The sequence below is a fragment of the Moritella yayanosii genome (genome assembly GCF_900465055.1).
GTDB lineage: Bacteria > Pseudomonadota > Gammaproteobacteria > Enterobacterales > Moritellaceae > Moritella > Moritella yayanosii.
This window is the reverse complement of sequence record NZ_LS483250.1, coordinates 858,649-879,408: the sequence shown is the minus strand read 5'-3', so window position 1 is coordinate 879,408 and position 20,760 is coordinate 858,649. Positions and strand designations below refer to the sequence as shown.

Below are 20,760 nucleotides of genomic sequence, written 5' to 3'. Positions count from 1 at the left end.
CAATTACTGTGACATATCACGCGCAGATTTCGCGTCGTAAGCACTATCATGATACGAAGAGATAACTTTCTGACCATACTTACCTTCAAGAGTATTGGTTATGCCATCATTTTTTGCAGGGGCATCGGGATCAAGAATTTGTATGTCTTTAAAATATTGCGTAGATGCTGATAATTCGTAATTTGGCTGTTGTACGCAACCGAATAATATTTGACTACAGAACAGAATTAAACTTATATATTTCATCATTATTCCTTAATTCAATTGTTCGCTATAAATGTATTATAAATACTTAGCTAATTGAGAGTATGGCCATACTGTTGCTCTGTGCCGCCTGAATTGGGGACGATATTTGTTGGTGTAACTGAAGTATCATTTGGGTTCTTGGTATCCGAGCGTTTCTCTTGCTGTGTCATTTTACCGAGTAAGTAAAATTCCATATCAGACACGGGCACGAAGCCATCGGTAGGTAATATCATGCCATCTTTATTAAAGGGTCTGACTAAGCGAGGTGTCACCATAATAACCAGTTCTGTTTGACCACTTAAATACTCTTGGCTTGTGAATAACTGGCCTAAAATAGGAATGTCACCTAGGCCTGGGAATTTAGTTACAGATTCACGAAGAGTATCACTTAGCAAGCCGCCAATAACGATAGTTTGGCCATCTCCGAGTTCAACCGTAGTTGCGGTTGATCTTTTGATTAAAGAGGGGGTGATAGTTGATGTGCTTGTTTCTGATGCTGAGATAGTCACACTATTGACGCTACTAAGTTCACTAACCATTACCTTAAGATTTAGGTTTATTTTACCAGAATCAAGTACTGTTGGTACAAAGCTAACACCCACACCAAAATCTCGATATTCGATGGTAATACCATCATCAGTTGAAACAGGCACTGGATACTCACCACCAGATAAAAACTCAGCAGACTGGCCACTAAGTGCAGTTAAGTTGGGTTCTGCAAGTATTTTTGTTAACCCTTTACTTTTGGCTACGTCAAAAGCAACGCTAAACAACATATCACCAGTGAGATAGCGAGCAAAAATATTAGTGTCTATCGAGCCTAAAATATTAGTCGGCACATTACCAGTCCCTGTCCCTATACCTGCAAATCCATCTGAACCGAATGCACCCAGAACGGTGTTACCGTCCAAATGACGACCTATATCGGTACTCACTTCCGCAATCGTGACTTCTAACATGACCTGTTGACCACCGCCGACAGACATCATATTAACGACAGTACTGTTTTTCCCCACGTTAGCTGCTGTTGCATAACCTTGGGCAATCTCTACGGCAGTATTCATTTTCACCAATGATGAAACCTGTCCACTGACCACCAGTTGACCTTGTGAGGTTTCTACGCCAATGTCTTCATTTGGTAAGTATTTGTATAGACGTTTTCTAAGACTATTTAAGTCATGGGTAACCTCTAGATCTTGTACGTGAACTAGGTTGTCGTCTTTATCCCATACCATCATGTTCGTGGTGCCTAATCTTTTACCGACTATATACAGCTCGCGACTGCGTAAAATTAGGATATCAGCAATATCTGGATTCCCGACGGATACGCGATGGATTGCTTTATCCATTTGTAAAGTTTTAGATTTGAAAATAGGAATTCTAATACTATCATCATCTAATGCAGTTGGTCCGCCAGCGAACGCAGTACTAACTAAAATTAAATTGGATATTAAAATCAAAATAACTAATGACCATTGCTTAGACTCATATTTATAAAAATGGGGGTTTATATTCATATGTATCACCTACTTATAGTCGAATAACTAAATTTTAAGTTGGACAGATTCTTGGGTTGTACCACGGATTATTTCGACTTTATGTTTTTTAATTGGACGCGGTTTAAATACAGGTGGCGCTATTTCAACAATATCATCGTTAGTTACTTTTTTATTGCTTACAAAATCGACGGCATAGGTGTCGGATGGATTGCGTAGTGCTAGCTGTAACCGTCCTTTATTACGGGCCGTCATTAATATTTCAGCTTGTTCTAGGTTAACTTCGACGGTGATAGCTCTTACCAGTTGAGGCTTGTTTTCATCTATCGCAGCGCGTTGATCAATAGCTAATATCTTAATGTTATGTAGAATTACTTCTGTATTTACTGAACCTCCACTGCCGGATACCGTATTTAAAATATCGATTCGGTTACCTGGTAATAAGAAACCAGCCACACCGACAACATCATCCACACGGATCGATACAGCGCGCATATTTTCGGAAATAAGGCTTGCTAGTGTACTGCCTTCACCTTTGATGAGCAGCCTTTCTAATCGGATGATGTCATCTATATAAATAGTATCTTTCGCTATCATGCCGTAGATTTCATCTGGATCAGCGACAGTATTATCAGCTGACATAGACTCGGGCAAAACTTTCAATTTAATATGTTTTGATTCAATAACCGTACCTACGGGAATAACCATAGTGGAAAAGGCGATATAAACTTGGTTTTCTGGTGCCGCAACTTTATTGGTTTCTAACCAGCTTTGTGCGATTAAAATAGCGCCAACCCCAAACATAATCGAGATTGCGACAGAAATTACAGTTTTTTTATTCATGTTATCTACCTCTAATATTATTAGCTCGGACTAACAAAGTAGTGCTTCCATGCGATATCTATTAAGTTGTTCTCTACTTGGTTTTGGAGTTCATTAAATTTAACTTGATCACTGATGATACTGAGTAGATCACGTGGATAGCAGGGCAGAAAAGGTTTGTTAGTGCGACTATGATATGTTTTTAGAAGATAATTAAACGTTTCATCGGAACATGTTAAGTTAAAATCTTCACAAACTCTAAACCAAAGCTTTTTATAGTTATCTACTTCTAATGGCTGAAATTCAATTTTGTAGCCTAAACGGCGTAAGAACGCTTCATCAACAAGTTCTGCCGGATTCAAGTTCGTTGAGAATAATAAAATAAGTTCGAAGGGTATTTCAAAGTGCACACCGTTGGGCAAGAATAAAAAATCACGTCGTTCTTCGAGTGGAATGATCCAGCGATTAAATAATGCGAGCGGACTCATTTTTTGACGACCTAGATCATCTAATAATAAGATACCGTTGTTTGCTTTTAGCTGTATGGGTGCTTTATAAGTACGGCTTGTTGAATCATAATTGACCTCTAACATGTCTTCGGTAAGTTCACCGCCGGTTACGATTAACGGGCGCTGACATAAACGCCAGCGTGGGTCATGGCCTTGATCAAGACTAATCAATGTGTCAGCAGGTGTTTCATCTTCTTTTGTACTGATAATGTGAATTTGAGGGTCATAAACTTGAATTATACTACCGCTTATTTCGATTGCAGAAGGGATTAACACATCATCGCTGAATAATAAATTCAAGTTACGACAGAGGTAACTTTTACCAACACCGGGCATGCCATAAATTAATATGGGTTTGTTGGAGTTTAATGCCGGACCAATGGCTGAGATTAACGCTTCGGAAAACATTAACTCAGAAAATCTAGCTTCCATACGTTGTTTAGTAATTTGCGTATTTCGACTGGTTTGCTTCAGTACAATATCAACGTATTGGGTTAATGGAACCGGAGCAACACTGCTATAGCCACTCGTTTTTAACGCTTTCTCTGCTTCATTAACACCAATGTGCGATAAGGCGTAACGCATTTGACCATTTGCGGAACTTTGTCTGTTTTCTATTAAAGCAGCTTCTTTAGCTAAGTCGACAAGGATTTGTATTATGCCTCCAGATAAGGCAAGCGCATCTGACAGCTCCCGTATCGTTGCTACGTGCATAACATGAATGTGCTTAATTAATAATTCTGTTAGTAACTGAGCGGATAAGCCAGTTTCCGCGATGGTTGATGGGCGTTTAGCAAGATGCTCATAAGTAAGATTAGTCTGTTCTTGTTCTAATATTATTCTAGGTAAGGGAGTATTGTCATAAGTGGATAGTTCTGGGTGATTTTCTTGCTGTCCATTAATTGATTGATCCATCATAATCATGCCCGTTCTTATTTATATGAGATTTATATGAGCGCTATATGAGACTAAAACTTGTACCTATTTCCTCTAGCACTATTTCTATCGTCCACATCAAAGCGTAAATGTCGTGATTCATATAAGTTGCTAACATCCAACCAAGCATCAATGCGGGTGCGTAGGGCACATTAACTCCTCCTGCATCCCCTTTTTCTGGTTTAAAATATGTACGTAAATATAAGCAATCGATATAACGAGAAATCATTGTTTTTAGACCTCGCCAACCTACCGCTTTGGTGGCAATTAACATACTGGTAAATGCGCCAAAGATAACGCCGTAAGCAATCGACCAAGTAAGGACTAAGGGACCTGCCAACGCGCCAATACCAATCATTAATTTTACGTCTCCGGCACCTAGCATTTTGAAATAATAAACCGGAATTAACAATAAGATGGCAAGGGCAGCTCCAGATAATGCTTCAAGTAGACCATCCCAACCATAAAAATAGCTGTTAATTGTTATACCGAATAGTAGAGTTAATAGGCATAACAGGTTAGGAATGCGTTGATAACGAAGATCAAAGTATAATGCTACAGTGAGCATAATAAATGATATTGTCACTGTGATTAACAACGCATATTGAGTCATATTAAATACCATTTTCTGGGGGCTATCCAGCAACCGCTGCATTAGCGCAAGTTGCTGTTGCATAAACCACCTATTTGACCAGTTTGGGCGTACCTAGGCGAGTCAACGTATGCCACCAGCAACGGCATTTTTAACCGCAGTTATGAAGTAGTACAAGTTGCAGTTGCATCGACAGCTGTACATAGAGAGCTTATTTGGTTAGTTGCTGCCGTACCAAGATTACCAAACGCTACCACCATTCCGCCAACAACTAATCCACCGGCAATGGCATACTCCACCGCAGTAAGGCCACTTTCATCTTCTATAAAATCTTGGATAAATATTGATAATTTATTCATTTTATTACTCCAACAATATTGCTTTTAATTCACAAATATAGATTAACGCATTGATATTATTATCTTTACTTCTTTACACCCTATGCTTGAGAAGCATATAGATAAAACTAGAGCACTAACTGATTATTGGCTAATATTTCTTGCGTATATTTATAAAACGTGCTTTCTTTCTATTGTTTATCTTTATTATATAAGTCGTTACGCCAATTGATTTCCCCTAAGTTATCAATCCAAGCTGTTTGATAAGTGATAAAAACGGGCAATGATTGTTGCAGTCTCAGGTGTTTTGTTCCTGAGTTATGTTTGCGCCGATTGATACCCAAGATGGTGAGTAAATCGGCAGACTTTTCTAGACGAATGCAACCGTGACTCAATGCTCTATTTCGATGTTTAAACAGATATTTAGTCGGCGTGTCATGTAAAAATATAGCCTTGTTATTTTTAATATTGAAACGGACGTTACCTAATGCATTGTTGCTCCCAGGTCGCTGGACTAAACGGTATTGCTTTAACATCTCTTGCAGATTGGGTGGTACCTCTCGGTATAACGTATTTGCACCGTAACCTTTGGCTAGATAAAAATTAAGACTGTTTAAAGCAGTTTGATTTTGGTTATGTAACGGCAGCAGATCATTGTTAATAATATTACGAGTAGGTGTCCACGTAGGATTGAGGGTAACTGAGTTAACTGCGGTGATCATGATGGGCGTTTGATTACTGGGCTTGCCGACAATGACTTTCATTTCTATCAGCGCCTCTCCCTTATCTATAAGCTTTAAATTAAACGCAGGAATATTTACCATGATATATGTTGTTGGCGGGATACGGGGTAAAGAAAGCCATCGCCACAAATTAATTTGAAGTTTGTTTATGCGAGAGTCTATATTTTGATTTAATGCATTTTTTGTCGTGGCGTTGAGCCTACCTGTCGATTTTAAACCATTGCGACGTTGAAAATGCTTTAAACCGTTAATGATACTTTGGTCGAATATGTGCAATCTGTGTTTGGATGTAGACGCCGTTTGCAAATCATTGAAGGTAATTAATTTTTTTCTAAGTACCTTAACTTCTGCATGACCTTGGCCTAGCTGTGGATTAAACGAGTCTGTAAGCTCTGGCCAGGCAATATTCTTCATGCCCTTATATTTGTTAATCGCCTGCCTTAAGCGAATAACAGCGTTAAATTGCGGCATTGCAGAGTCTATATAGGCAGGAAGGGTATCGTTAATAAGCGCAGTTCTAAAATCATTAGGGTTATTTGCAGCAGACTTTAATTGATTGCCATATGATTGCGAAGCTATGTGATAAAGCTGTAGGGTAAGCACTTTATCTGTTGCGTCAATGTTTGCCATTTCATCCTGAGTAAGTATCGGGTGTTCTCTAGTGCCTAGGTCAGCTAATAAACTCAATAACGTAAGACCTGAAAGATTGAGTCTGCTATGTTCAAAAAACAGCCGCTTATCTTTATTCGTGCTTTTTAGCTCGTCGTATAGCTGTACTTTATCTAGATGTAGGCTAGCGTTTGCATAGGTGTGAGTAGGGGAGATGATAATTAATAAGACAATCGACATTATCTTAATGATAACGCTCGTTATTGAAATTTTATCATTACACATCCGTCTATCCTTAGGTTACTTTTAAAGCAGAACTAAATAATAGTTAATTTTTTAAGTCTAGATGTGAATTTATTTAACGAGAGGGAGAGTCGAGGCTAACATATTCATAATTAAAGACGGTGAACTCGCAGGTTATTAAGTGGGCGTTCATTTGGGGGAATACTGAACTCTCCACTTTGGAGAATTGGTCATTAATACAAACGGTTTAATATGAGGATAGTGAGGACTAACGTTCTAATAAAGACAGTTTATTTTCTACACCATCCCAGTCGTCTGCATCTGCTGGTGGCTCGCATTTATCGGTAATAACAGGCCATAGTTCAGAGAGCTCTGTATTTATTTTAATAAATACTTGTTGATCTTCAGGCACTTCATCTTCTTGGTAAATGGCATCGACAGGACATTCTGGCACGCAAAGTCCACAATCAATACAGGCTATTGGATTTATGACGAGGAAGTTTGGTCCTTCATGAAAGGCATCGGCAGGGCATACAGGGACGCAATCACCATGTTTACATTTTATACAGTTTTCGGTTACGACAAAAGCCATGATGCTTGTTCCTCAATTTCCAAAGTGCAGGCATTATACGTAAGCACGACCTAAAAGCAATTAACATCCTATGTAGATTGAAAAAGAGGCATGAAAAACAACCTGGTTTCAAATAATAAAATGCATATCTCTTCATAATAACGTAAAATAGTCGCCCTAAGATTTTAGTTTTCTGGCTTGTGCTCTGACAGCGCGATGCTCTTTGATATTTGGATAATTTTATATGTTACGTTTAACCGATGTAAAACTTCCGCTAGATCATGATGATCAAGCTATTAATGAATATATTTTACAGAGATTGTCACTGCAGCCTAAGCAATTGAGTGAATATACTGTTTTTCGTCGTGGTTATGATGCACGTAAACGTGATGTTATTATCTTAATGTATACATTAGATATTACGTTGGCTGATAGCGTAGATGAGCAGACGCTTCTGGCTAAGTTTGAAAAAGATCAACATGTTCGAATGACGCCTGATATGGAATACAAATTTGTTGCTGAAAAAACAGAAGAACTAGAGCAGCGTCCTATTGTGATAGGTTTTGGTCCATGTGGTTTATTTACAGCACTTATTCTTGCGCAAATGGGATTAAAACCGATTGTACTCGAACGTGGTAAAGAAGTGCGTGAAAGAACAAAAGATACATTCGGATTTTGGCGTAAACGTATTTTAAATCCAGAATCAAATGTTCAATTCGGTGAAGGTGGCGCGGGTACTTTCTCTGACGGTAAATTGTATAGCCAAGTAAAAGATCCAAAATTTTATGCGCGTAAGATTTTAACTGAATTTGTTAAAGCGGGCGCACCTGAAGAGATCATGTTCTTAAGTAAGCCACATATTGGCACATTTAAGCTGGTCACTATGATTGAGCGTATGCGTAAAGATATCATTGCGCTTGGCGGTGAAATTCGTTTTAGTGCCCGTGTCGATGATATTTTAATTGAAAATGATCAAGTTACCGGTGTTGAGCTTGCTGGTGGCGAGATTATTGAAACAAATCATGTTTCTTTAGCTATCGGTCATAGCGCACGTGATACATTTGAGATGCTTCAAAAACGCGGTGTTTATTTAGAAGCAAAACCGTTCTCCATTGGTTTCCGTATTGAACACAAACAATCAGCCATTGATGACGCCCGTTTTGGTAAAAATGCCGGTAATCCACTGTTAGGCTCAGCAGATTATAAACTCGTTCATCATTGTAAGAATGGCCGTTCGGTCTATAGTTTCTGTATGTGTCCCGGTGGTACTGTTGTTGCTGCAACGTCAGAAGAAGGTTGTTTGGTCACAAATGGCATGAGCCAATACTCGCGTAAAGAAATGAATGCGAACAGCGCTATTGTTGTTGGTATTACGCCTGAAGATTTTCCCGGTAACCCATTAGCGGGTATTGATTTACAACGTAAATGGGAACAGAAGGCTTTTGTTCTTGGTGGCAGCAACTACGATGCACCTGGACAAACGGTAGGTGACTTCCTTACTGGTCGTGGCGAAGGTGAATTTGGTGATGTTGTTCCATCATACAAGCCTGGACTTAAGTTCACGGACTTAAGTAAAGCGCTTCCTCCTTTTGCGATTGCCGCTATCCGTGAAGCGATACCGGCTTTTGAAAAGAAAATTAAAGGTTTTTCTGCCAAAGATGCAACACTAACGGGTGTTGAAACGCGTACATCATCACCGGTATGCATTAAACGTGGTCGTGATTTCCAAAGTATCAGCACGAAAGGTTTATACCCTGCCGGTGAAGGTGCTGGTTATGCTGGTGGCATTTTATCGGCTGGTATTGATGGTATTAAAGTGGCGGAAGCAATGGCACTTTCTATGCTTGAAAAAGAGGCTTAGTTCTTTTAAATCAAGTGTTGTTAGTGTTGTTAATGTTTAGGTGATTAAACATCACATGCACTAGCAAAACATTAGAGTTATGATAGAGATAAGGGCGGTTAGTGTGAACTAACTGCCCTTTTTATAGATTAATAATTTTATTAGTTACTTCGAAAAAATTGCTTTAATCTTTTTAATTGGTTTATTGACCGCAACTCGCACCTTACGTTTTAGCGCGTGTTTAATAACCGTAGATTTCAGGTCTTTAAACTCTACCGCGTCTGCATCGTAGGTTCTGGTTAAGGTTATAGCATCAAATTTACACTTGGTCGTACAGGCACCACAACCAACACACGTGTATTCATCTGCAATGACCACACCACAGCCTAGGCAACGTGCCGACTCTTTCTTCACTTGCTCTTCAGTAAATGTTTCACGAAGATCCTTGAAAGTTTCTTTCGATTTTTTACCATCTACATGCGCAGTTTGTTGTCTTGGCGCAGTATCAAAACCAGCAAGATTAACATTAGCCTTATCAAATGCACGGTAATCACGTTTTAGGCGACCGAACACCAAACTTTGACCATGTTGAACAAAACGATGAATAGAGATAGACCCTTCTTTACCGTGTGCAATCGCGTCAATGGCAAAGCGAGGACCTGTTAATGCATCACCACCGGCGAAAATATCTGGTTCACCAGTTTGGAAGGTATCAACATCCGCTTGAATAGTCTGGTTCGGATTCAATACAACTTTACTGTCTGCAAGAATACTGCCCCAATCCATCGCTTGGCCCACAGAAAGAAGTACATGATCAGCAGGAACAATCTTAGTATCATTCTCGTCATAACTTGGATTAAATTTGCCATCAGCGTCAAATACAGAAATACATTTTCTGAATTCTACACCAACGACTTTGCCGTGTTCAGCAACGATACGTTTTGGACCCCAAGAATTGTTGACGTTAATGTCTTCATCTAACGCTTCTTGAACTTCCTCTGCGTGTGCAGGCATTTTTTCGCGGCTTTCAAGACAGAACATATCCACTTGTGCAGCGCCAACTCGGGTTGCGGTTCTTGCTACGTCAATCGCAACATTACCACCACCGATAACAATCACGTTACCTTCAAATTTCGAATGATCGCCTAAATTAACATGACGTAAGAACTCAACACCGGTGATAACGCCTTCAGCATCTTCACCTTCAAGTCCTAGCGAACGACCTGCCTGAGCACCAATCGCTATGTAGAACGCTTTGTAATCCTGTGTTCTAAGATCACTAAGGCTGATATCTTTACCAATTTCAACGCCCGTTTTAAATTCAATACCCAAGTCTTTCAACACATCGATTTCAGCATTGATCACATCTTTTTCAAGACGATAAGAAGGAATACCCAGTGTTAACATGCCGCCCAGTGCTTTTTGTTTTTCAAACACAGTAACTTTGTAACCTTGCACAGCCAAATAGTAAGCACAAGATAGACCAGCAGGACCAGCACCGATAACGGCTATTTTCTTATCGTAGTCATGTTTAATCGTTGGAACATAACGGGTGTCAGCGTTCATATCCTGCTGTGCAATGAATTTCTTAATATCATCAACAGCAACCGCACCATCTATATCACAACGGGTACAATCATCTTCACAGAATTTTGGACAAATACGTCCGCACACAGCAGGGAACGGATTTTCCAGCTTAATCAGTTGGAGTGCTTCAGCATATTTACCTTGCGATGCCAACTTGATATAACCTTGAACACCGATATGCGCAGGGCAGCCCGCTTTACAAGGTGCAGTACCCTCTGCCATAACAACTTCTCTGTTGATACGGTAATCTTCATTCCATCGGTCTGGCGTCCACTCTGTGTTATACGGAAGCTCACGTTCAACCTTAGGAATAGGCGTATTCTTGCACAGTTTTTGTCCTAGTTTCAATGCATTCGTCGGGCATACTTCAACACATTCGCCACAAGCAACACACTTATCTGCATCTACTTTTACGGTATAGTTAGAACGCACGAAATCGTGGTTCATCAACATGTTGGCGTTTCTTAAAGCAAGGCAACCACAACCGCAACAGTTACATATCGCGTGTGTGTGCCCTGGTCCGTCTACATTTGGCATGTTATGCATTAAACCGTTATCTTCGGCTTTATGAATGATTTCAAATGCTTCTTCACGGGTGATTTCACGACCACGGCCAGTACGAATATAATATTCAGCGGCGTTGCCTAATTGAATACACATGTCCTCTTTAAGGTGACCACAGCCTTCTCCCATTGCCTCTCTGGCAGTACGGCAAGAACAGTCTGATACCGAGAATCGATCGTTATCATTTAAGTATTTAGATATTTCATCATTCGATACACGTTTAGTTTCACCTGAAATCGCAGATTCGATTGGTATAACCCGCATCGGACCCGTACCTACCGGAAAGTTACCTATCGCAAGGGGGCCTCTTTTTTTGCCATAATCACTAAATGCTTTACCCATTTGCGGATATTTAATCGAGTTTTCTTTGTGATTGACCAGCATTTCCATGTGGCCGGGGACCCAGAGCTCGAGCCAGAATTTATCGACGCCGTCTTGCTCGCCCACAATAGTGGCTCCTGCCATGGCGAGTTCCCACAACAGTTCTTTGGTTTTTTCTGGTGATTTCCCGCATTCAGAAGCAACTTCTTCTACAGTCTTCCCGTCACGAAATTTAAGACATAACGCCGCTTCTGCCATTTCATCGGTGACTACGGGTTCTAATACTTTATATTCAGGGTGTTCTGGTTTGACTTCATCTTTAGCCCCTCGTTTAGTCCTACTGATCAAATTCGCCAAGTCTATTACTTTTTCTTTTACCATTACATTAACTCCAAAGTTTAAATACTAATTATTATTTTAAATTAGTTACTTAACTGCATATCCAGTCATTGCCTTCTGACACAGTTAAGGGAGGCGTATTCTGATACGCAAATATTTAATCCGTTTTTTAGGGGTGACGTTGATTTTTTGTGCGCAACTAATGCGCTAACGAGGGAGCCTGTTCCACCTATTTTTATAATAGGAACCAGGTCTTATCCCTCCCACCTAATCACCTACTAATTGTATGGTAATTATATTCAATCTTGGGTATTCATGCCTAGATGCAAATCACGATTAACCAAAAAAAACAATGTGTTGCGTATGAGGTAAATATGCACAAAAAAATTAATTGCTGCATTTTTTAGATGAGTGGTATTTAAGTTTGATGCAGAAGTGGATTTAAGTGTAAAAAGTCAATTAATCCTTAACAGCCAAACATTATTGTAAAATCGAAATGAAATTATTTTTAAGGTTATTATTTTCTTTTAAAATGGATATGTAGATAATTATCTATTTCATGCAGACTGTATGATGTGGCTTGTGGGAATTAAAATTAAAATTGCCGAGATCACCTTTGCCAGCACGTGACAACCAGCGACCCAGCTTTTAGGTAATGTGAAAAGCCAGCCATAAACAAATAGCTGCGCGTAACTATTAGCAAGCAATGACTTCTTTTACCGAGAACTCTTTGCCGCTTAACATACCCCATTCCAGACTTTCACATCTCGGACATTCAGATTTGTGTCGGAGAATATTAAAAACATACTGACACTCTTTACAGATGGCTTCTGCCGGTATGATTTCAATTTCCAATTTGGTATCTTCGAACTCCGTGCCATCGATGGCTGCAGGGAAGCATTCGTGAATGTATTTCGGGATCATTGATGATAGCTCACCAATTTGTAGCACAATTGTATCGACTTTTGTTAATCCATTTTTATCTACGAAATTCTTAACGGTTTTTATGACTTCAAAGACAACGCCTAATTCGTGCATAAGAACCTCCTTATTAGTTTGATTGAAAGGACGAAGAACTTATATTCCTCGCCCTTTTGATGCCTAGGCTTTAAAACATTATTTATCCAACTTTATGTCGTAGCCTTTTATTATTGCTTTTATTTTTTTGAACGGTTTGTTTACAGCTATCCGCACTTTACGTTTTAACACATGCTTGATGATGATCTTCTTCACTTCTTTCAGGTCTGAACCCTCAGCATTATGTGTTTTAACAAGCGTAATCGCACCAAATCTACATTTCGTTGTACATGAACCACAGCCAATGCACATAAATTCGTCGGCAACAGCGACACCACAACCGAGACAACGCTCAGTTTCTAACTGGACTTGCTCCTCGGTGAATGTTTCACGTAGATCACGGAATGTTTGTTTAGACTGTTTACCGTCAACATGAGCAATATTCTGTCTTGGTGCATTGTCAAATCCGTCAAGATCAATGTTCGTTTTATCAAATGCACGATAATCGCGTTTAACACGACCAAGTACCAAACTTTGTCCATTCTGTACATAACGGTGGATAGAAATAGCACCTTCTTTACCTGCAGCAATCGCATCAATGGCAAATCGAGGGCCTGTTACTACGTCACCACCAGCAAATATGTCTGGCTCATCAGTTTGATAAGTAGCAGCATCGGCAGGGATTGTTTGGTTAGGATTCAACTCGATATTACTGTTTTCAAGTATGTTACCCCAATCTATTGCTTGACCCACTGAAAGCAATACATGCTCGGCATCTACAATCTTAGTATTATTTTCGTCATAGCTCGGGTTAAATCTGCCGTTTGCATCGATAACAGAAAGACATTTTCTGAATTCTACACCAACAACTTTGCCATCTTCAGTAACGATACGTTTTGGACCCCAAGAATTGTTGATGTTAATGTCTTCATCCAACGCTTCATGTACTTCATCTGCGTGAGCAGGCATTTTTTCGCGGCTTTCAAGACAGAACATGTCCACTTGTGTAGCGCCAACTCGCGTTGCTGTTCTTGCTACGTCAATGGCAACATTACCACCACCGATAACAATCACTTTGCCTTCAAGTTCGCTATTTTCACCTAGGTTAACTTTACGTAAGAACTCAACACCCGTGACCGCACCTTGCGCATCTTCACCTTCAAGACCTAGCGAACGACCAGCCTGAGCACCAATTGCCATGTAGAATGCTTGGTAATCTTGTTTTCTCAGTTCAGCAAGAGTGATATCTTTACCTATTTCAACGCCAGTTTTAAACTTAATGCCCAATTCTTTCAAAACATCGATTTCTGCGTTTATCACATCTTTTTCAAGCCGATAAGACGGAATACCGAGGGTTAACATACCACCCAGTGCAGTTTGTTTTTCAAATACGGTTACTTTGTAGCCTTCAACAGCTAGGTAATAAGCACAAGAAAGACCGGCTGGACCAGCACCGATAACAGCAATTTTCTTATCATAATCGTATTTTATTTTCGGAATGTAGCGTGTATCCGCGTCCATTTCTTTCTGCGCAATGAATTTTTTAATATCATCAACAGCAACCGCACCATCAAGATCACAACGGGTACAATCGTCTTCACAGAATTTTGGACAGATGCGTCCACACACTGCTGGGAACGGGTTTTCCATCTTGATCAATTTAAGTGCTTCTTCATAATTGCCTTGCGAAGCGAGTTTGATATAACCTTGAACACCAATATGTGCAGGACAACCCGCTTTACAAGGTGCCGTACCACCTTCCGTAACAACTTGTTTGTTGGTACGGTAATCAGGGTTATATTTATCTTCGCCCCATTCGGTATTATGAGGGAGCTCACGTTCTTTTTCAGCTACTGGCACTTTACTACATAGTTTCTGACCTAGTTTCAATGCATTAGTCGGACATGTTTCAACACATTCGCCACAAGCAACACATTTATCTAGATCAATTTTAACCGTATAGTTAGAACGAACCATATCCGGGTTTTGCCACTGTTCCGCAAGTCTCATTGCGAAACAACCACAACCACAACAATTACAGATCGCGTGAGTTTTTCCGGAACCATCGAAGTTTGGAATGCTGTGCATCAAGCCGTTATCTTCAGCTTTCTTGATAACTACCATGGCTTCTTCACGGGTGATCTCGCGACCACGACCGGTACGGATATAGTATTCCGCAGCATGGCCCATCTGAATACAGATATCTTCTTTTAAGTGACCACAACCTTCATCCATGGCTTCGCGAGATGTACGGCAAGCACAATCAGAAAGAGAGAAAACTTCATTATCATTAAGGTATTTAGACACTTCTTCATAAGAAGCCGTTCGCGTATCTCCATCAATCGAAGTTTCGATCGGAATGACCCGCATAGGGCCTTTACCAACAGGGATATTACCTGCGCAAAGTGGGCCTTTTTTCTTACCAAATGCATCAAAAGCGGCACCTAGTTCAGGATACTTCTGAATAAGCTCTTTATTGTTAACAACCATTTCCATGTGACCAGGAACCCAGATATCAACCCAGTATTTGTCCACACCCTCAATCTTGTTCACAAAGGCTGCACCGCCCACTGCAGATTCCCATAGTAGTTTAGCTACTTCTTCTTCAGGTCTGCCGCAAACAGCAGAAACTTCTGCTGCACTCATTTTTTCACGAAGTTTCAAGCAAAGGGTAACTTCTGCCACATCTTCCGACATCCAAGGGCTATAAATTTTATATTCAGGATCGTCAAACGTAACGCCTGATTTTGAACCTCGCTTAACTCGACTGATCTTGTTCGCAAGATCTAAAACTTTGTCTTTTCCCATCACATTGTCTCCAAAGTTAAAATATTATTTTTATTTTTATTTTTATTTTTATTTTTTCCAATGTTTAACTTCTGTACGAAGCCAGTTAGTCCAATCTTCAATACCTTCGCCAGTTTTAGCTGAAATTGGAAATACTTTAATGTTTGGATTTAATTTTTTGACACGCTCTATAACGGCTTCTAAGTCAAAATCAAAGAAGTCCATTGCATCCATTTTATTAATTAGGAGTACATCACAGATAGAGAACATTAATGGGTATTTAAGCGGTTTGTCGTCACCTTCGGGAACACTCAGAATCATTACATTTTTGGCCGCGCCAGTATCAAATTCGGCCGGACAAACTAAATTACCGACATTTTCTAGAATCGTTAAATCAAGCCCTTCTGCATCAAGCCCTTGTAGCCCTTGCATCGTCATCTCTGCATCGAGATGGCACATTCCACCAGTGTGTAACTGGATCACTTTGACACCGGTTTTGGCAATAGTTTGGGCGTCAACATCGGAATCAATATCAGCTTCCATAACACCAATATTCATTTCATTTTTAAGTTTGTTAATCGTAGCAACTAGGGTTGTCGTCTTACCTGAACCCGGCGATGACATTAAGTTTATTAGTAAATTACCTTTTTGTTTTAAATCGAGTCGTAACGAATCTGCGTGTTTGTTATTGTTGGCAAATATGCCTTCTTTTATTTCTATAATCTTAAAGTTATCCATAAACTCACCTGTATGTAGCGTGGGGTAGGCTGATGCGTTCCCCAACAATAATTAAATTAGTTGATGCCATTCTACCCTTATTACCAAGTACCCACTAGTGAGTACTAAATAAACTTCGAGTATTTACTCTAATATTAGATGTTGATCATATTTAATCAATAATGAGGGCGGGGACGGAAGTTTAACGCTTGAAATTTAGATGTTAAATCTGACTGTGCTGGAATGGTAAAAGTAAAAAGCCGTGCACTTTAAGTGCACGGCTCTGGAGTTAGTTAGATTATTATTTTTTAGATTGATACTGATGTATTTTGTGCGGAGTAGTATTAGTCGATAAGATTATAATCGTTACGTAAGATCTCGATGATTTCAGCTTTCGGATTATCAGATAAAATAATTTTTTCGCCAGTGATCTTCTCTGCAATATTTAAGTAAGTTTCAGAAACAGACATCAAAACAGATGTTGGTAATACATTATGTTTGGCAAGCGCTAAACGTTCTTCCATTCTGTTTTTATTGAGTAAAATATCGGGTTCAGGGAAGTAGTTAAGCAATAACTGACGGAAACCTTCTTTTGAGTTTTCAACCACTTTACCATCGCGGAAAGCTGCTGCATCCCAAATACGTGATGAGTCAGGTGTACCCACCTCATCCATATAGATAAGCTTGTCTTGACCTTTACTGTCTGTGACATAGCCAAATTCGAATTTAGTATCGACAAATACCTGGTCAACATCCGCTAATGCATCACTGATCACGTTAAAGCCTTCTTTTAGTAACTTTTCGTAGTAAGCAATATCATCAATCGATTTGAAGTTAAACGCTTCGAAGTTATCTGAAATATTTTTACGAGAAATGTTAACATCATCGACAGCGGGTACACCTGGAATGCCTTCTAAAATACCTTTAGTCGACGGTGTAATGAGTAATTCTGGTAGCTTTTGGTCTTTAGTTAAACCTTCTGGTAGTTGGATACCACAGAAGTTACGCTCACCTTTGCTATAAGCACGCCACATAGAACCTGTGATGTATTGACGGCAAATTGCTTCAATCATTACTGGTCTGGCTTTTTGAACGATCCAAATGAATGGGTGAGGGATATCAAGAATATGGCTATCAGCTAAACCATTTTCACGGAAAGACTTAAACCAATGGTTTGAAATTGCGTTTAGCGCAGCACCTTTCCCAGGTACACCGCGCATGCCATCTTCACCATGCCAAATACATTCAAACGCAGAAATACGGTCACTAATAACCATAATTGCAAGTGGTGCATCAGCCGCTACATCGTAACCTTTTTCTTCGATTAGACGGCGACTGTCAGCTTCAGTTAACCAGTAAACAGAACGTACTTTACCGCTGTGAACCGGTTTATCTGTACGGATCGGTAAATCATTGTTTACAGCTAATACTTTATCAGCAAGACTCATTGTTAACTATCCTTATAGAGTTTAATCTTATACCTAAGTAACTTGGAAGAGTTTCTTTCAATTTCCCTGAAGGCTCTTCCAAGTTACTTTGGACTAATTTAGCTAGATTCGAGGTGTTGCTGTCGATTTGACGGCAATTTTAGCAGATGTGGAGAGTGATGCCACTATTACTGATTAGTTTTGTTAAAAAGAACAACCTATATAGCCAAACTACTTCAACGTGCAATCTCAGAAACTCGCTGGGATATCAAAACAAGACGCAATATGCAGATAATGTATTAGCGTGATAGTTTCTCAAATAGGGTCGAAAAACAACCATAAACTCAGTTTTATAAAACATCAATTTGATTATTGTGACTAGTGATGATATTAAATGCTGTCTTATAAAATTATATGGAAACTTGTTGGTGATAGAGCAATATTTTTTATCGGGTGGCGCTTTAGCCAAGGTCATCGATGGCTATACCGCTCGTCAACCACAAATAGATATGGCAAAAGCCATTAATTCAGTGATCACAAGCAAGGGAAATTTAATTGTTGAAGCTGAAACCGGGACAGGTAAAACGTTTGCTTATCTAATACCAGCATTGATTAATGATAAAACAACAATTATTAGTACGGGCAGTAAAAATCTTCAAGAGCAATTATTCAATCGCGATTTACCCTTCATTATTGCTGCATTAAACAGCAAAGCCAAAACTGCGTTGCTTAAAGGCCGAAGTAACTACCTGTGTACCGAACGCTTAACGCGGTTAGGACGAGAAACTCAATATCAAAACCAAGCGATATTAAGTGACTATGTCAAAGTAAAGGGTTGGTCCAATATCACCATTAGTGGTGACATGAGTTCAGTTCCAGGACTTAAAGACGACGCTGAGATCTTACCCTTAGTTACCTCCACGAACGATAATTGTTTAGGACGAGATTGTCCTGATTATGACGATTGTTTTTTAGTCAAAGCTCGCCGTAAGGCTCTTGACGCGGATATAGTGGTTGTTAACCACCATTTATATTTTGCTGATTTGAATGTTAAAGATTCAGGGTTTGGTCGATTATTACCAGACGCCGATGTGATTGTTTTTGATGAAGCTCACCAAATACCCGACATTGCTTCAGCGTATTTTGGTAAAAGTATCACCAGTAAACAGATCCAAGCGCTATGTAAAGATGTGCAGTATCTGGGGCGAACGGACCTTAAGGACTCAATACAAGTAACCAAAGCGGCGAATGGTTTAGCAAATGCGACGGAAGATTTAAGATTGAGTTTTTCGATGGAATCTGGCCGCGGAAATTGGCGGCATTTATTCACTCAACAAGCGGTAATGAAAACGATCATACGTTTTCAAGATCAACTCGATTTCATCTATGAAGTGCTCAAGCTTAATCTAGGCAGAACCGAACTTGTTGATCAATGTTTCGAGCGCGTTGTGGAAATTAAAGCAACATTTCAACAAATAATGGCGGTTAATAATACTGGTGAGAGCTATTGGTATGAATGCACTAAACGAAACTTTACTTTAAATATAACGCCACTTAATATTGCCGAACGCTTCAGCGCTGAACAAGCCAAAAGTAAATCAGCCTGGATCTTTACTTCTGCGACATTAGCTGTCGATAATTGTTTCTCACATTATCGCCAGCAAATGGGATTAGCAGATGCCAAAGAGTTAATTCTAGCAAGTCCATTTGATTATCAAAAGCAGGCAATATTGTGTGTGCCGCGTAATATACCTGAACCCAATGATCCCAATATTGCGCGCATACTAGTTGAAAAATTAGCGCCCATTATTATCGCTAATAAAGGTCGTTGTTTTTTCCTATGTACAAGTCATTACATGATAAGACAAGTAGCTAGTTTATTACAACAACAGCTGACTATGCCTATTTTTGTGCAAGGGCAAGATAATAAACAAGTGTTACTCGACCAATTTATTGAGCACGGTAATGCATTACTTATTGGCACATACTCGTTCTGGGAAGGCATCGATGTACGCGGACAAACCTTAAGCTGTGTTATTATTGATAAATTGCCTTTTGCATCACCCGATGATCCTCTTTTACAAGCGCGTATCGAAGATTGCCAGCGCAAAGGTGAAGACCCTTTTTCTGCTTTGCAAATACCAAAAGCAGTCATTAATTTAAAGCAAGGGGTAGGGCGTTTAATCCGTGATGTCAAAGATACCGGATGTGTTATTATTTGTGATACGCGTATCGTATCTCGTGGGTATGGCGCTACGTTTATCAATAGCTTACCTGACATGCCACGAACCAGAGATATAAATACCGTGTTATCTTTTATTAAGAAAACTAACAATTAGAAAGTGAATTTTATGAGTAATATTTTAGCACTAGACACATCAACCGAAAATTGTTCTGCCGCACTGAGTATTAACGGTGAGGTATTAGTAAGAGAGTTTGTAAGTCCACGTGAACACACTAAGCGGATCTTACCAATGGTTGATAGCTTATTGTCTGAAGCGGGCATTAAGTTGACAGATTTAGATGCACTTGCATTTGGTCGCGGACCGGGCAGTTTTACCGGTGTTCGTATTGGCACTGGTATTGCGCAAGGGCTCGCTTTTGGTGCTGATTTACCTATGTTACCAGTGTCTACATTGGCGATAATGGCGCAAGGTGCACATCGACTACATAATGCAACCGATGTATTACCGGCTATTGACGCGCGTATGGGCGAAATATACTTTGCTCAATACCAGCTTAATGATGCCGGTATAATGACGTTAGTTGGCAATGAAATGGTCATTACCGCGGCTGAATTAGTGGCTAATTACAATCAACCAGAACGCGAGTTTTATACGCTTGGAACAGGTTGGGAAACGTACGCAGAACAACTTGCTGGATTAAATGTATCGCAACTCACTGCATGTGAAGGTATTCAGTTTCCAATATCACACGATATGATCGCGATTGCGACCGCTGATTTTGCAAACGGTAAAGCCGTTGCAGTCGAAGATGCAATGCCTGTTTATGTTCGAGATACTGTTACTTGGAAGAAGCTACCAGGTAGAGAATAA

General features: G+C 39.7%; 16 protein-coding genes. 3 read left to right on the top strand and 13 right to left on the bottom strand.

All coding sequences use genetic code 11. The features are described from left to right. Positions 1-3: 3 nt before the first annotated feature. From MORIYA_RS03915 to fdxA, 8 genes are all read right to left on the bottom strand, one after another. Complete coding sequence (locus tag MORIYA_RS03915; protein ID WP_232011501.1) at positions 4-246, bottom strand: hypothetical protein; 243 nt, start codon at positions 244-246, stop codon at positions 4-6. A 50-nt stretch (positions 247-296) separates the two neighbouring features. Further along, positions 297-1,763: a type II and III secretion system protein family protein gene (locus tag MORIYA_RS03910; RefSeq protein WP_112712878.1), complete on the bottom strand. Its 1,467-nt coding sequence runs from the start codon at positions 1,761-1,763 to the stop codon at positions 297-299. Between the two features lie 27 nt (positions 1,764-1,790). Then, positions 1,791-2,585 (bottom strand): Flp pilus assembly protein CpaB, encoded by a 795-nt coding sequence (cpaB, locus tag MORIYA_RS03905; protein WP_112712876.1) that lies wholly within the window; start codon positions 2,583-2,585, stop codon positions 1,791-1,793. A gap of 20 nt (positions 2,586-2,605) precedes the next feature. Then, positions 2,606-3,991 carry a P-loop NTPase family protein gene (locus MORIYA_RS03900; RefSeq protein ID WP_232011500.1) on the bottom strand — a complete coding sequence of 462 codons (1,386 nt, stop codon included), beginning with the start codon at positions 3,989-3,991 and terminating at the stop codon, positions 2,606-2,608. Between the two features lie 40 nt (positions 3,992-4,031). Further along, entirely contained in the window at positions 4,032-4,685 is a 654-nt protein-coding gene (locus MORIYA_RS03895; protein ID WP_232011499.1) for an A24 family peptidase, read from the bottom strand. Positions 4,686-4,762: 77 nt separating this feature from the next. Next, the gene (locus tag MORIYA_RS03890; RefSeq protein WP_112712872.1) at positions 4,763-4,960 is read right to left on the bottom strand and encodes a Flp family type IVb pilin; all 198 of its coding nucleotides are present in this window, start codon (positions 4,958-4,960) and stop codon (positions 4,763-4,765) included. Positions 4,961-5,130: 170 nt separating this feature from the next. Then, positions 5,131-6,576, bottom strand: coding sequence for a L,D-transpeptidase family protein (locus MORIYA_RS03885; RefSeq protein WP_112712870.1), 1,446 nt, complete (start codon positions 6,574-6,576; stop codon positions 5,131-5,133). 226 nt (positions 6,577-6,802) lie between these two features. Continuing rightward, on the bottom strand, positions 6,803-7,126 hold the full coding sequence (gene fdxA, locus MORIYA_RS03880) for a ferredoxin FdxA (protein ID WP_112712868.1): 324 nt from the start codon (positions 7,124-7,126) through the stop codon (positions 6,803-6,805). A gap of 223 nt (positions 7,127-7,349) precedes the next feature. On the opposite strand from fdxA, the gene MORIYA_RS03875 reads away from it, so the two are divergent. Further along, positions 7,350-8,966, top strand: coding sequence for an NAD(P)/FAD-dependent oxidoreductase (locus MORIYA_RS03875; RefSeq protein ID WP_112712866.1), 1,617 nt, complete (start codon positions 7,350-7,352; stop codon positions 8,964-8,966). Positions 8,967-9,110: 144 nt separating this feature from the next. On the opposite strand, the gene MORIYA_RS03870 is transcribed toward MORIYA_RS03875, so the two are convergent. From MORIYA_RS03870 to MORIYA_RS03850, 5 genes are all read right to left on the bottom strand, one after another. Next, positions 9,111-11,798 (bottom strand): FAD-dependent oxidoreductase, encoded by a 2,688-nt coding sequence (locus MORIYA_RS03870; RefSeq protein ID WP_112712864.1) that lies wholly within the window; start codon positions 11,796-11,798, stop codon positions 9,111-9,113. Between the two features lie 654 nt (positions 11,799-12,452). Next, positions 12,453-12,794 carry a hydrogenase maturation nickel metallochaperone HypA/HybF gene (locus MORIYA_RS03865; RefSeq protein ID WP_112712862.1) on the bottom strand — a complete coding sequence of 114 codons (342 nt, stop codon included), beginning with the start codon at positions 12,792-12,794 and terminating at the stop codon, positions 12,453-12,455. Between the two features lie 78 nt (positions 12,795-12,872). Continuing rightward, the gene (locus MORIYA_RS03860; RefSeq protein WP_112712860.1) at positions 12,873-15,581 is read right to left on the bottom strand and encodes an FAD-dependent oxidoreductase; all 2,709 of its coding nucleotides are present in this window, start codon (positions 15,579-15,581) and stop codon (positions 12,873-12,875) included. A 48-nt stretch (positions 15,582-15,629) separates the two neighbouring features. Continuing rightward, positions 15,630-16,298, bottom strand: a complete 669-nt coding sequence (gene hypB, locus MORIYA_RS03855) for a hydrogenase nickel incorporation protein HypB (RefSeq protein ID WP_112712858.1) — start codon at positions 16,296-16,298, stop codon at positions 15,630-15,632. 323 nt (positions 16,299-16,621) lie between these two features. Further along, positions 16,622-17,725 carry a phosphoribosylaminoimidazolesuccinocarboxamide synthase gene (locus tag MORIYA_RS03850; protein ID WP_112712856.1) on the bottom strand — a complete coding sequence of 368 codons (1,104 nt, stop codon included), beginning with the start codon at positions 17,723-17,725 and terminating at the stop codon, positions 16,622-16,624. A gap of 407 nt (positions 17,726-18,132) precedes the next feature. Here MORIYA_RS03850 and MORIYA_RS03845 point away from each other — a divergent pair, with 407 nt between their 5' ends. After that, positions 18,133-20,043 carry an ATP-dependent DNA helicase gene (locus MORIYA_RS03845; protein ID WP_112718418.1) on the top strand — a complete coding sequence of 637 codons (1,911 nt, stop codon included), beginning with the start codon at positions 18,133-18,135 and terminating at the stop codon, positions 20,041-20,043. Between the two features lie 12 nt (positions 20,044-20,055). Continuing rightward, positions 20,056-20,760, top strand: coding sequence for a tRNA (adenosine(37)-N6)-threonylcarbamoyltransferase complex dimerization subunit type 1 TsaB (gene tsaB / locus MORIYA_RS03840; RefSeq protein ID WP_112712854.1), 705 nt, complete (start codon positions 20,056-20,058; stop codon positions 20,758-20,760).